The organism is Arthrobacter sp. E70 (genome assembly GCF_058266945.1).
This window is the reverse complement of the sequence record NZ_JBYQFR010000013.1, coordinates 36,858-49,543: the sequence shown is the minus strand read 5'-3', so window position 1 is coordinate 49,543 and position 12,686 is coordinate 36,858. Positions and strand designations below refer to the sequence as shown.

At 67.6% G+C, this 12,686-nt stretch carries 8 protein-coding genes and 2 pseudogenes; 5 read left to right on the top strand and 5 right to left on the bottom strand.

From position 1 onward, the window contains the following. The first annotated feature begins 104 nt into the window (after positions 1-104). Positions 105-575 (top strand): hypothetical protein, encoded by a 471-nt coding sequence (locus AC3IMC_RS16285; protein ID WP_490919666.1) that lies wholly within the window; start codon positions 105-107, stop codon positions 573-575. Here AC3IMC_RS16285 and AC3IMC_RS16280 read toward each other — a convergent pair. Further along, positions 544-2,520, bottom strand: coding sequence for an APC family permease (locus AC3IMC_RS16280; protein WP_490919665.1), 1,977 nt, complete (start codon positions 2,518-2,520; stop codon positions 544-546). The two genes, AC3IMC_RS16285 and AC3IMC_RS16280, sit on opposite strands and share 32 nt — an antisense overlap. Before the next feature lie 401 nt (positions 2,521-2,921). On the opposite strand from AC3IMC_RS16280, the gene AC3IMC_RS16275 reads away from it, so the two are divergent. Beyond that, positions 2,922-3,551, top strand: a complete 630-nt coding sequence (locus AC3IMC_RS16275) for a nuclease-related domain-containing protein (RefSeq protein WP_490919664.1) — start codon at positions 2,922-2,924, stop codon at positions 3,549-3,551. Between the two features lie 24 nt (positions 3,552-3,575). Here AC3IMC_RS16275 and AC3IMC_RS16270 read toward each other — a convergent pair whose 3' ends face one another. The 3 genes from AC3IMC_RS16270 to AC3IMC_RS16260 form a co-directional block, all read right to left on the bottom strand. Continuing rightward, positions 3,576-4,259, bottom strand: a complete 684-nt coding sequence (locus AC3IMC_RS16270; RefSeq protein ID WP_490919662.1) for a response regulator — start codon at positions 4,257-4,259, stop codon at positions 3,576-3,578. Continuing rightward, the gene (locus tag AC3IMC_RS16265; protein WP_490919660.1) at positions 4,256-6,829 is read right to left on the bottom strand and encodes a DUF4118 domain-containing protein; all 2,574 of its coding nucleotides are present in this window, start codon (positions 6,827-6,829) and stop codon (positions 4,256-4,258) included. The genes AC3IMC_RS16270 and AC3IMC_RS16265 overlap by 4 nt, the downstream gene beginning before the upstream one ends. A 202-nt stretch (positions 6,830-7,031) precedes the next feature. Beyond that, the gene (locus AC3IMC_RS16260) at positions 7,032-7,487 is read right to left on the bottom strand and encodes a universal stress protein (protein ID WP_490919659.1); all 456 of its coding nucleotides are present in this window, start codon (positions 7,485-7,487) and stop codon (positions 7,032-7,034) included. A 220-nt stretch (positions 7,488-7,707) separates the two neighbouring features. Here AC3IMC_RS16260 and AC3IMC_RS16255 point away from each other — a divergent pair, with 220 nt between their 5' ends. Together AC3IMC_RS16255 and AC3IMC_RS16250 are read left to right on the top strand one after the other, a co-directional pair. Beyond that, complete coding sequence (locus AC3IMC_RS16255) at positions 7,708-8,175, top strand: Hsp20/alpha crystallin family protein (RefSeq protein WP_490919657.1); 468 nt, start codon at positions 7,708-7,710, stop codon at positions 8,173-8,175. A gap of 79 nt (positions 8,176-8,254) precedes the next feature. After that, positions 8,255-9,446: pseudogene (locus AC3IMC_RS16250) on the top strand (MBL fold metallo-hydrolase RNA specificity domain-containing protein). Positions 9,447-9,472: 26 nt separating this feature from the next. On the opposite strand, the gene AC3IMC_RS16245 reads toward AC3IMC_RS16250, so the two are convergent. After that, positions 9,473-11,698, bottom strand: coding sequence for a PKD domain-containing protein (locus AC3IMC_RS16245; RefSeq protein WP_490919655.1), 2,226 nt, complete (start codon positions 11,696-11,698; stop codon positions 9,473-9,475). Between the two features lie 177 nt (positions 11,699-11,875). Between AC3IMC_RS16245 and AC3IMC_RS16240 the strand changes: the two are divergent. Further along, positions 11,876-12,621 (top strand): annotated as a pseudogene (locus AC3IMC_RS16240) (ABC transporter permease). Positions 12,622-12,686 lie beyond the last annotated feature (65 nt).

Genomic DNA, 12,686 nt, shown 5'->3' with positions numbered 1-12,686 from the left:
GCGTCAGAGGGCGGGGCGTAAATGATTCATCAAAAATCAGCACCTGCAGCCCCGGCCGCGCCGTTCCGGTCCTTTGATGAATGCATCAGAAGCAGGGAGTGCAGATGCGTTGGGATGAGGCACCTGAAAACCGCGGCAGGATCCGGTTTGCCGCGGCGGCGGAAACCGTGGAGGGCTACGGCGGCCGCGCACTGAACGGCCGCGCCCTGCACCCTGCTGCCGGCTACCTTTTCCCCGACCGGTACGGCGAGGGGTGGTGGGTCATCTTCCAGCCCTGGCCCGACCCAGGCGGGCAAGGGCGGAAGGTTCCCGGCGACATCCTCGCCTGCAACGACTCCTACGGCGACATGGTGCACGTCCTGGTGCTAGCGAGAGGCGTGCGGGAGGACGACGCCGAAACGGCCTTCCGCGCGAACGTCCCCGTCAGCCTGGCGGACGCCGCGCGGGTGGCGGCCACGATTGCGCACGTCGCCGCCCAAGCGGCACCCAGCCCCGCGGAGGCGCCGGCCAGCCCCTCAAAGGCGCCGGCGCCGCGGCCCCCGGTCAGCCCACGTGCACCCAGGGCCGCTGGGTAACATCCGGCACGGCCTCGCGCAGCACCTCACGGGTCACCGGCGCAATCTCCCCCTCCCCCAGGAACAGGAACCTCACCAGGTTGGTGATGGGGTTGCCTTCGGTCCAGCGGAAGTAGATGTGCGGCATGAGCCCGGTGACGTCCCTGATGTGCAGCAGGACCGAGGCGATGGTGTTGGGGACCACGGGCCCGTGGACTTCCAGGATGCGGTAGCCGTGCCGGTTCACGCCCTTGACGAAGAGTTCGGTTTCGAAGTCCGAGGAATCGTCCACCACCACCTCGAGGAACAGTGCCTCTCCTTCCAGCGGGAGGTGGCTGACCTCGATGGCCGACTCGAGCTTGTCCCGGTACGCCTGGGCGGACATCCGCAGCGGCTCATGGGCGATGATCGCGATGGGCCCCTCCAGGGTGCTGGACATGAATTCCAGCGCCTGCTGGTCCAGGTGCACCCGGGTGGCATGCAGTTCAAAGGAGCGGCGCACCCTGGACAGCAGCGAGATGACGATGATGCCAAGGATGAAGATCCCTGCGATCCTGATGCCTTCCGGCCGCTCGAAGATGTTGGCCACGGTGGTGTAGGCGAACACCACGGTGATGGCGCCGAAACCCAGGGTGAGGTTCCGTTGCCCGCGCCGGCGTACCGACAGCGTGACGGCCACTGCGGCGGAGGTCATCAGCACCAGGACGCCGGTGGCGTACGCACCGCCCTGGGCGTCGACGTCGGCATCGAAGATGAACGTGATCAGGAAGCCGATCAGGGTGAAGACCAGCACCAGCGGCCGCACCGCCTTGGCCCAAGCGGGTGCCATGCCGTAGCGCGGCAGGTAGCGGGGAACCAGGTTCAGCAGGCCGGCCATGGCGGAGGCGCCCGCGAACCAGAGGATGGCGATGGTGCTGATGTCATAGACGCTGCCGAACCCGACGCCGAGGTATTCGTGCGCGAGGTAGGCCAGGGCACGGCCGTTCGCCTGCCCTCCGGGCTGGAATTCCTGTTCGGGGATGAGGACAACGGTGATGAAGCTGGTGGTCAGCAGGAAGCCGCTCATGATCACGGCGGCGGAAGTGAGCATGCGCCGGGTACCCCGGATGCGGCCCCCCGGGTTGTCCTCGGTATCGTCCGCCGCTCCCCGGACCTGCGGCATCACGGCCACGCCGGTTTCGAAGCCCGAAAGGCCCAGGGCAAGTTTGGGGAACACCAGCAGCGCGATGGCCACGGCCATCAGCGGGTTTCCGCGGGCCACCCAGAGGTTCGTCCACCAGTCCCCCATCGCCGCCGGGTGCGCCAGGACCTGCATCAGGGTGGCCACCACCACCACGGCGTTCAGGCCCAGGTAGAGGACCACCAGGACGACGGCGACTCCGATCGCTTCCCGGAAGCCGCGCAGGAACACGGCGGCCAGCAATGCCAGCAGGAGAAGCGTGACAGGCACGTTCTCGTTCTGCAGCCATCCCGGGGCAACGGGGTTGCCGATGAGGTGTGCGCTGGCATCGGCCGCCGAGAGGGTCATGGTGATCATGAAGTCGGTGGCCGCGAACCCGAGCAGGACCAGCACCAGGAGCTTGCCTCCCCAGCGGGGCAGCAACCGCTCCAGCATGGCAATGGAGCCCTCGCCGCGGGGGCTTTCGCCCGCCACCTTGCGGTACACAGGCAGGGCGCCCAGCAGGGTCACCGCCACCAGCACCAGGGTGGCCAGCGGGGAGATGACCCCGGCGGCCAGCGCGGCGATGGCCGGCTGGTAGCCCAGGGTGGAGAAATAGTCCACGCCCGTCAGGCACATGACCTGCCACCAGGGGTGCTTCTTTTCGTGCTGGGTGGGCACGCCGCCGGGGCCGGGATGGGCGCCCTTGCTGTCCTGCAGGCCGAACAGCAGCCAGTCCTTCACCGCCTCCCTGCCATGCGGGTGGGGTGCGGAGGGATCCGCCGGGGGCCTGCTCAACGTGGTCATGTCTGCCTTTCCGCGCTGCCCTGTGCACCGCGACCACTGCGAAGCTAGCACCGGCGAAAACGGCTGCCCCGCGGAAGGGGCCTTTATTGACGAATCCTTTACGCGTGATTTACGACGGCGAGCGGGGCCTGATGTGCAGATGCGTTGGCAACATAATCCCGTACGCGCCGGTCTCCGCAGAAGTTCCTGGCGGGGGTGAGGATTGAGCCATGAAGCAGATGAGGCTCAGGTACGCCGGAGCGTGCCGGTTATGCTGTGTGAGTCTTCCGGCCGGAACGGAAGCGATCTACGAAGGGGAGACGAAGACCGTCCGCTGCCTGGCATGTTCCACCGAGGCAGCGGAAACTCTCCCTCCCGGCCGCGACCCAGCTCATGGTGAGTCTTCCTTGAATGATTCCGGCATGGCCGGGTCGTCCGCCCGACGCGAATATGAACGCCGGAGGGCGAAGGACGAGGAGAAGCTTCGGGAGAGGTGGGGCCGCTTCGGTGGCCTGGCAGTGGCCCTCTCGGACGAGCGCCCGCAGACCAAGTCATGGGACCGCGGCGCGGTGGGTGAGGAACGTCTTGGCGCTCGGCTGGATGGCCTCTCCGCGGATGGTCTCGCGGTCCTCCACGATCGACGGATCCCGCGCTCGAAGGCCAACATAGACCACATCGTCATCGCGCCCGGGGGCATCTGGGTGATCGATGCCAAGAGGTACAAGGGAAGGCCGGATCTGAAGATCGGGGGTGGCCTCCTTCGCCCACGCGTCGAGAAGCTCATGGTTGGCCGGCGTGATTGCACGAACCTGGTGGATGGGGTGCTCAAACAGGTCGATCTCGTGCGCGAATTCGTCGGGGAGGTTCCTGTCACCGGAGCCCTGTGTTTCGTCGAAGCAGACTGGCCCCTCATCGGGGGCGCCTTTTCCACTCGTGGCGTTCATGTGCTCTGGCCGAAACGGCTGGCCAACCTACTCAAAGAGCAGTCCGGCGGCGACATCGATGTCGCGAGGATGCGTGCGTCGATAGCCTCGCGGTTCAAGCCTGCGTGAGGTCGGTGTTCAACAGCCGGTACGTCAGGGCTCGAAGCGGTAGCCCATGCCGGCTTCCGTGAGCAGGTGCCGGGGCCGGGCCGGGTCCGCCTCCAGTTTGCGGCGCAGCTGCCCCATGTAGACCCGCAGGTAGTGGGTTTCGTTGTCGTAGCCCGGGCCCCAGATCTTCGCCAGCATCTGTTGCTGGGTGATCAGCCGTCCCGGGTTCCGCACCAGCAGCTGGAGGATGGCCCACTCGCGGGGCGTGAGCCGGACGGGGGCTCCCCCGCGGGTCACCTTCCGGTTCGCCAGGTCCACCTCGAAATCGCCCACGTCGATGGCTGGCATCTCTTCCGCTACCTCCGGCGTGCCGCTGCGGCGCCCGGCGACGCGGAGCCGGGCGAGGAGTTCGTCGAGCCCGAACGGTTTGGTCACGTAGTCGTCCGCGCCGGCGTCCAGGGCCCGCACCTTGTCCACGGACCCGTGCCGGGCGGAGAGCACGATGATTGGCGTGCTGCTGGTGCGGCGGATCCGGGTGATAACGTCCACGCCGTTGATGTCCGGCAGGCCGAGGTCCAGGACGATGACATCCGGGTGGCCGCCCTCCGCGTGCTTGAGCGCACTTGTCCCGTCCAGGGCGGTGAGCACCTGGTACCCCTCCGCCTGAAGGTTGACCTGCAGGGCGCGCAGCAGCTGCGGCTCGTCGTCGACGATCAGGACGGTTCTCATGCGGTGCTGCTGCCTGCTTCCCGGCGGAGGGTGGACGCCGCCGGTCCGGTGGAGAGCGGCAGCCGGATCACCATGGTAAGCCCTCCGCCCGGAGTAGGCTCGGCGTGCAGCTGGCCGCCCATGGCCTCGGTGAAACCCTTCGCGACGGCCAGGCCCAGCCCCATGCCAAGCCCTTCCGGCGCATCGTCAAGCCGCTGGAAGGGCTGGAAGATGCCCTCGACGGCGGCAGCGGGCACACCCTGCCCGTGATCGACGATGCGCAGCTCGCCAAAGGGGATGCCGGCGTCGGCCGCTGCGTGCGACGCACCCGAGACGCCCACGATGACGACGTCCGACCCCGGCGCGTACTTCAGCGCGTTTTCCACGATGTTGGCAATAACCCGCTCCAGCATCCCCACGTCGGCGTCCACCACGGGCATATTGTGCGCAAGCTCGATGCGGACGCGGTCCGCCGGGAGGCCGCGCAGGGCGTCCTCGATGGCATCACGCCACGTGACCGGTCCGGTCAGCGGCGCCGCCGAACCGCTGGAAATCCGGGACATGTCCAGGAGGTTGGCGATCAGGGCATCCAGGCGCCCGGTGTAGGACTCGATGGTCGCGAGCATCTCGGCCCGGACCTCCGCCGGCAGCTTGCGGCCCTGGCGCCGCAGTGCCGTCACGGCGAGCTTGATCCCGGCCAGCGGGGTGCGCAGGTCATGGCTGACGGCCCGGAGGATGGACGTGCGCACGCTGTTCCCCTCGGCCAGTTTGGCGGTGTTTTGCAGCGTCCGCTGCAGGGCATGGCGCTGCAGCAGCAGGAGAAGGTGGGCGCCGTGGGCCGTGAGGAGGAGCCGGTCGCCCGCTGTCAGGGTCCGGCCGGACAGGACGAGGGCAGTGCGGGGGTCTGCCAGTTCCACGCTGTCCGCGAGCCCTGCCGCGTCCGGAGCCGATGGCGGCCGCGCCCCCGAGAAGGCCTGAAGTTCCCATGGGCCTTCCCCGTCTCCGGGCCTGGTGAACAGCCCTGCAGAGGAAACCTGGAAGGTTTGCCGGACCTTGTCCATGAAAGCCGCGACAGTGTCATCGGCGAGGAGGGCATCGTTGGCCAGGTCGGCCAGGGTGGCGGCTTCGGCGCGGGCCCTGGCTGCCGCCCGGGCCCTCCTGGCGGAAAGCCCCACCACGAGCGACACCGCCACCGCCGCGCTGAGGAAGACCAGCAGCGCGAAGACGTTTTGCGGGTCGTCGATCTTGAAGGTTCCCACCGGGTCGGTCTGGAAGTAGTTGAGCAGCAGCGAACCCAGGACCGCCGCGAGCACCGCGGGCCACAGGCCGCCGATGAATGCCACCGCCATCACGCCGGTGATGTGGACGAGCGTGTGGGTGGCCAGGTTGAGGTCCGGGAGGGCGGACATGGCTGCCGTAAGCAGGACCGGAAGCACCACGGCCAGGACGAACCCGGCGGTAGTGCGTGCACGGCCGAGCGCCGCGGGTGCCGGCCGGGGCAGGCTGCGGCTGCCCTGCGGATGGGACACGATGTGCACGTCGATGTCGCCGGATCCGCGCACCACTTTGGCGCCGACGCCTGCGCCCAGGATCCGGTTCCACAGCCTGCCGGGCGAGGCGCCGATGACGATCTGTGTGGCGTTGACGCTGCGGGCAAAGTCCAGGAGCGACTCCGCTGGGTCGTCCCCGGACACGGTGTGGCAGGTGCCGCCGAGGTCGGTGACCAGGCGCCGCTGGGCTTCCAGCGCCTGGACGGATTCCGTAGGGCCGGCGTCCGCGCGGCGCACGTGGACGGCCAGGAGGTCGCCGCCGTTGACCCGGGACAGGATCCGGGAGGCCCGCCGGATCAGCATCTCCCCCTCGGGTCCGCCATTGAGTCCCACGACCACCCGCTCACGGGCAGGCCATGTTGCGGTGATCCCCCGGCTTTCCCGGTAGGTGGCCAGCCCTTCGTCCACCCGGTCCGCCAGCCAGATCAGGGCGACCTCGCGGAGTGCGATGAGGTTGCCCAGGCGGAACTCGTTGGCCAGGGCGGCATCAATCCGGCCCGTCGGGAAGATTTTTCCGTCGGCCACCCGCTGGCGCAGGAGGTCCGGGGAGATGTCCACCAATTCAATGTGGTCCGCCCGCCGCACGATTCCGTCCGGTACCGTGTCTCCCCCCGGTTCCTCGGTAATGGAGGCGACCACATCCTGCAGCGAGGCAAGGTGCTGGACGGCAAGGGTGGACAGCACATCCGTACCGGCCGCCAGGAGCTCCTCGATGTCCTGCCACCGGTGTTTGTTCCGGCTGCCCGGGGCGTTCACGTGGGCATATTCGTCGACGACGGCCACGTCCGGGCGCCGCTCCAGCAACGCCGCCACGTCGAGGTCGGGTACCTCCGCACCGGCGACGTCCCTCACGAGGCGCGGCGCCACGGCGTCGAGCCCTTCCAGGAGCTGCCGGGTGTCCTGCCTGCCGTGGTCCACGGCGATGCCGACGGCCACATCCCTGCCACTGGCCAGGAGCCGGTGGGCTTCCCGCAGCATGGCGTAGGTGGTGCCCGCCCCGGTGGCGGCCCCCAGGAAGATCCGAAGCGTTCCCCGTGCCATACCCACAGTCTTATCCCGTCCGGCCACCGGGACCAACCCACCCCCTGGTAGGCGGGTTTAAATGCAGAACCTGCAGGTACCTTCGCGATCTCGCTAAGAGAAGGCTCGGACATTCTCATGTCCTGAACAACCCGGCGTCATCTGATGGTTACCTGCAGGCGGTTTAATTCTACGGCCGAACCCCCACGTGCAACAGGGGAAGTTACACCTTGGAAGGGACCACCAGCACAGGACACTGCGCGTGGTTGACCACCTGCGTGGAGACCGAGCCCAGGTGCAGCCCGGGGAATCCTCCACGCCCCCTGGAGCCGACGATGACAAGACCCGCATCCTTGGCGGCGTCGAGGATCGCGGAGGCAGGCGAGTGGGTTTTAACGAGCTGTGCCGTGGCGCTCACGCCGCCGTCCGCAGCGGACTGCAGCGCCTCAGCCTGCAGCGTCCGGGCAGCCTGCTCCGGAGACTCCTCAGTGACTATTTCACCTGCCGCCGTTTCCAGGACGGCGGGGTACCACGCCAGCTGGGGTTTGTCCCAGGCCGTGACCAGGCGCAGCTGGCCGTGGCGCTGGCGGGCCTCATCCATGGCCCAGTCCAGTGCTGCGCGGGAATGTTTGGACCCGTCAAAGCCAACGACTATCAGGAACGAATCGGTGCTGGTCATGGTAATCCCTTTCGCTGGCCAGACTAGGGGACGTCTTCCGCGTGCCGGCAGGGGCGAAAGCCCCCATTTTTCGGGAACGGCAACCCGGGGCCAGCGAGGGTACGAAAACATCCGGCAGGCGGGTCTTTTGTCTCTATCCGCCCCACCTTCACGGGTATTGACTGGACTGGCACCGGCCCCGCCGAGGGCCTTCGCCTACATCGAATGCGGAGAATCTGTCATGTCTGATCTGCTCAAATGGTCCCCGTTCGCAACCACCCGGCGGACCTCCCCCTTCAACACCATCTTGCGGTCCCCGGCGGAGCTGCTGGACTCCATGGAACGCATGTTCGACTCCGCGGCAGGCCCGGCCCCCATCCGGGTTGAAGAGTACGTCGACGGTAAAACCCTGGTGGTCCGTGCCGAGATGCCCGGGGTTGATCCGGACAAGGACATTGCAATCACCATGGACGACGGGTTCCTGCGGATCCGTGCCGAACGCCAGGAAAAAGAAGAACACAAGGACAAAGGCAGCTACCGGTCGGAGTTCCGTTACGGATCCTTCAGCCGCAACATCCCGCTCCCCGAAGGGGTAAAGGAAGAAGACATCAAGGCCACCTACACCAACGGCGTCCTGGAAGTCCGCGCCCCGCTGCCCGGCGAAGCCCAGCCCGCCGAAGCAAAGAAACTTCCCATCAGCCGCGGCTAACAGGGGCGGTCCCGTCCGGCACCTTGACACCCCGCGCGGGTTTCCGCGCCGCCGAAACCGCAGTGTGTAAGGAGCGTCCATGAGGGAAACGCATCCCCCGACACTGCGGTTTCTTGGCGCAGCGGACACCGTGACAGGTTCCAGATACCTGCTGCTGTCGCAGGGCCACCGGGTCCTTATCGAGTGCGGGCTGTTCCAGGGCTATAAGAACCTGCGGGACCGCAACCGCGTACCTTTCCAGATCAATCCGGCAAACATTGACGCCGTTGTCCTCACCCATGCCCACCTTGACCACAGCGGATACGTCCCCGCACTGGTGCGCGACGGTTTCCGCGGGCCCGTCTACGCTACGCCGGGCACCTCCGAGCTGTGCACGCTGCTGCTTCCCGACAACGGCTACCTCCAGGAAGAGGAAGCCCGCTACGCAGACCACAAGGCATCATCAACCCATCACCCTCCCCCACGACCCCCTGATGTACCCGCCCAGAGCCCTGGAACGGGTCGATGTACTGGTCACCGAGTCCACGTACGGCAACCGGGCGCACCCGGTTGGCGACCCTGAAGCCGAACTCGGCGCCATCATCACCCGTGTGGCAAAACGGCACGGGGTCATCATGATCGCCGCGTTCGCCGTCGGCCGCGCCGAAACCGTACTGCTGCACCTCTCCCGGCTTCTCGCCAAACGCGCCATCCCGCCGATCCCGGTCTACCTCAACAGTCCCATGGCCATCGACGCATCGGACATGTACCAGCGCCACCGCGAGGAACATCGGCTCCAAGAGCACGAGTTCAAGGCCCTGTACAAAGTCGCTACCCCTGTCCGCAGCGGCGACGAATCCAAACTGCTCAATCTCCGGGGCGGGCCCATGATCATCATTTCCGCGAGCGGCATGCTCACCGGCGGCCGGATCCTCCACCACCTCGCGGCGTACGGGCCGGACCCGCGCAACGCAATCATCCTCAGCGGATACCAGGCCGGAGGAACCAGGGGCGCCGCCCTCGCCGCAGGCGCCAAGGACCTGCGCATCTACGGACAGGACATCAGCATCAAGGCCGAGGTCATCCAGATGGAAGGACTGTCCGCGCACGCCGATTCCAACGAACTGGTCCAGTGGATGAAGACCGCCCCCGCCGCCCCTGCCATGACCTACGTAACGCATGGCGAAGCCGACGCCTCCGACGCGCTGAGGGCCCGCATCAAACGCCAGCTCGGGTGGAAGGCCCGCGTCCCCGAGCACCTGGAAACCATCTCCCTCGAAAACCCGCACTGAAGAAACCGGCAAGGGTCTGGTGACGATTAGCCCGCCGGTTTCAACGCCGTCCGCCAGGCCGCCGCTCCCCTGATGGCACTGAAATTCCAGGTGGCAGTGCCCGTCGCTCCCGCGGCCGCCTGCAGCACGTCCGCCTGCTCGGCGATCTGGCCGCCCGCCGACTGCCAGCGCTGCGTCCAGCCGCTGGGCGGGGAGAACACCGGCGAAGCGCAGTCGCAGATGATCGTGCTGATCTGCATGGCCCCGTTGGTGGCCGTGGTGATGCTGCCCACCGTGAGGCTCGACTTCGTCCAGCTGATGTCCGCAGCAGTGACCACGCTGCTGTCCAGCGGTGTTGTGTTGTTGACGCCACGGTAGGCGGTCATGCCGCCGCCCCACTTCACGGAGGTGCTGAACGTCCACGTGTAGCTCGCCGGGTCGGAGGCGCCCACCACGTGGTAGTAACTGAACAGCCGGGCGCCGGTGCTGACCGAGAGCCCGCTGACGATGGCCGTCCAGCCGGCAGGCGGGGTCATCGCGGGGTTCAGGTCGGCGGCGACGGAGGCCACCAGCACGTCGCCCGCGGCGGTGCCTGAAGGGACGGGCAACGCAGCCGTGGGCGTGGCCGTCCCCGAGTAGGTGGTGCTGGAGCTCACCACCGTGATGCCGCCCGTGGCGGGCGGCGGCGGGGCGGCACTGACGGTGATGGTGGCGCTCGCAGTGGTGGAGCCCGTGCTGTTGCCGGCCGTCAGCGTGGCCGTGTAAGTTCCGGCCGCGGCGTAGCTGTGCGCGGGGTTCTGCACCGTGGACGTGCCGCCGTCGCCAAACGCCCAGCTCCATGAGGTGGGCGATCCGGTTGAGGTGTCAGTGAACGCCACGTCCAGAGGTGCCGTCCCGGAGGTGGGAGTGGCGGTAAATGACGCGGTGGGGGTCGCCGGGGGCGGCGGGGTGGCCGTACCGAGCGGGCGGTCCGAGAACCAGTACCGCTTGGCCACATGGTCGCTGGCCAGCACGACCAACCCGGTGGAACTGTCCACGCTCTGCTTGGTGGTGGTGGCGTTGTTCATATTGGACGAGGAGGCGCTCTGGATGATCGGCGTTCCCCGGCCGGGCCCGAAGACCGGGTTGTCCACGGACGCGGTCTTCTCATAGATGGCGCCCGCCGCTCCCGAATAGGAACACCCAGTGACGGATGTGGGCGGCGCGGTCTGGAAGGCGTGCACCATGTTGTTCTGCGTATCCAGCAGGATCTGCGGGCGGGTGACGCAGTCGCCGGCCACGGAGATGGTGGACTGGGTAAAGGCGGCGGTGCCCGGCTTGAAGACCAGCAGCACCAGCTGCGGCACGGTGGGGTCCGGGGAGTAGTCGTTCAGGCTGGTCTTCACGGCGGCGAAGACGCGCCCGGCGGTGTCCGACTGGAGTGATTTGAGGTTGAGGTGGTCGTCCGCCTGGCCTTTGCCGCGCATCGCTGGCTGCAGCTGCCAGTTCGAGTCGGCCGCTTTGCCGTCCGCGTGCGTGGCCCACCAGACGGTGTTGGCGACGTGGTCGCTCCACATGATGCCAATCTGGTTGCGGTTGAACGCCACGACGGCGGAAATATCGTCGGGTGCCGGATGCGGGCTGGCGACCGGGAGCACGAACGGGACGTCCCAGGTAGCCCCGGCATCGGCGGAGTGGTTGACGTAGACCGTGTTGGTGTAGCCGGACGTGGAGTTGCCGGCCACCTGCGTCCACGTCGCCCAGATACCTCCGAGCGAGTCCTGGTCAATGGTCATGGATTCGCTGGAATTGGTAGTGACGGTGGTGGGGAAGCCTGGATCGAGGGCGTAGGAACCGCCGCTGTAGCTGTACCGGTAGAGCCTGGCGGGCTGTCCGGACTGGGAGGGGTTCGGGGTTCCGTCCCCCGTCACGGTCACCACATGGGACGCGATATAGAGCTTGCTGCCGTCCCAGAGCACATCGGCCAGGGTGTTCGCGCGGGTGTCATTGACGATTCCGGTGTTGACCCATGTCTCGGTGGAGCGGTCCAGGCGGTAGATGCTCCAGCCCGTCCCCGTGGTCCACATCTCGGCCCACCAGGACCCGGCGTTGAACCACAGTTTGCTCTGCGGCTTGTCCGATGTGGGCGGGTTGCTGACCCCCGAGTAGGCGATGCTCTGGGTGCCGTAGACCGGGTCTGCCTCGGCCCGGCCGGGGGCGCCCAAGACGGCGCCGGCCAGGACCAGGAGCAGGACCAGGAACTGGCTGGTACGGGTGGACGGGGTGGTTTTCATCGCACAACTCCTGAGCACAATCGCTTGCGGCACCCTGTCCGCCGTCACCGGACGGGCCATTACTTCCACCCATTTACGCGCAAGCGTAGGCCGCCGTTTTGGCCGGGGGCAATGATCCGGAGTACTCGACTTCGACGAGCCCCAGTACCCGTCCCGTCCCCTCAGTAAGCTGAAGCAATGCCTGACCTTGCCCCCTTGGCGCCGACCTTCGTGGCCCTCGCCACCCTGGTGGCACTCACGGTGGGATTCCTGTGGGGCTCGCGGACGCCGTCGTACTTCTCCCCGGCCCTGGCCATCCTGCGCGGGACGGCCCAGCTGGCAGTCATCAGCCTGGTGCTGGGCGGCATCATCGCCGAGCCCCTGTGGGTGGGCGCGGCATTGCTGGTGATGTTCACCGTGGCGGCGGTGACCGCGACGCGGCGCCTCACCTGGTCGTGGCGGCGGTTCGCCGTGGTGGCCGCAACCATGGGAGCCGGCATCCTGGTAACGCTTGCGGTCGTGTTTGGGACCGGGGCCGTCGAGTTCGCACCCCGGTACGTCCTGGCCGTGGGCGGGATCGTGATCGGCAACTCCATGACCATCGCCGCGCTGGCAGGACGCCGCTTCTCCGAGGCCGTAGTGGAACAGTGGGACCAGGTGGAGGGGTGGCTGGCTCTCGGCGCCACGCCCCGGCAGGCCACCCTGGCCCAGGCCCGGCAGGCAGTGCATTCAGCGCTGATCCCGTCCACGGACCAGACCAAGACCACTGGGCTGGTCACCCTGCCCGGTGCCTTCGTGGGCGCCATCTTCGGCGGCGCCTCGCCCCTGGAAGCGGCCGGTTCCAGGTGGTGGTGCTGGCGTCCATCATGGCAGCCGGGTCCATCACCGCCGTCGCACTCATCCGTTCGCTGCGCAACGTGCAGGTGCGGCCGCAGCCCCTGTGAGCGCCCTGCCTCCTGCAGTACCCGGGGGGCTGCACTACTCTGGGGGCTGTGGAAGAACCGCTGAA

Coding starts and splice junctions, on each gene's coding strand:
- AC3IMC_RS16285 (WP_490919666.1), top strand. CDS start 105: ATGCGTTGGGATGAGGCACCTGAAAACCGCGGCAGGATCCGGTTTGCC.
- AC3IMC_RS16280 (WP_490919665.1), bottom strand. CDS start 2,520: ATGACCACGTTGAGCAGGCCCCCGGCGGATCCCTCCGCACCCCACCCG.
- AC3IMC_RS16275 (WP_490919664.1), top strand. CDS start 2,922: ATGGCCGGGTCGTCCGCCCGACGCGAATATGAACGCCGGAGGGCGAAG.
- AC3IMC_RS16270 (WP_490919662.1), bottom strand. CDS start 4,259: ATGAGAACCGTCCTGATCGTCGACGACGAGCCGCAGCTGCTGCGCGCC.
- AC3IMC_RS16265 (WP_490919660.1), bottom strand. CDS start 6,829: ATGGCACGGGGAACGCTTCGGATCTTCCTGGGGGCCGCCACCGGGGCG.
- AC3IMC_RS16260 (WP_490919659.1), bottom strand. CDS start 7,487: ATGACCAGCACCGATTCGTTCCTGATAGTCGTTGGCTTTGACGGGTCC.
- AC3IMC_RS16255 (WP_490919657.1), top strand. CDS start 7,708: ATGTCTGATCTGCTCAAATGGTCCCCGTTCGCAACCACCCGGCGGACC.
- AC3IMC_RS16245 (WP_490919655.1), bottom strand. CDS start 11,698: ATGAAAACCACCCCGTCCACCCGTACCAGCCAGTTCCTGGTCCTGCTC.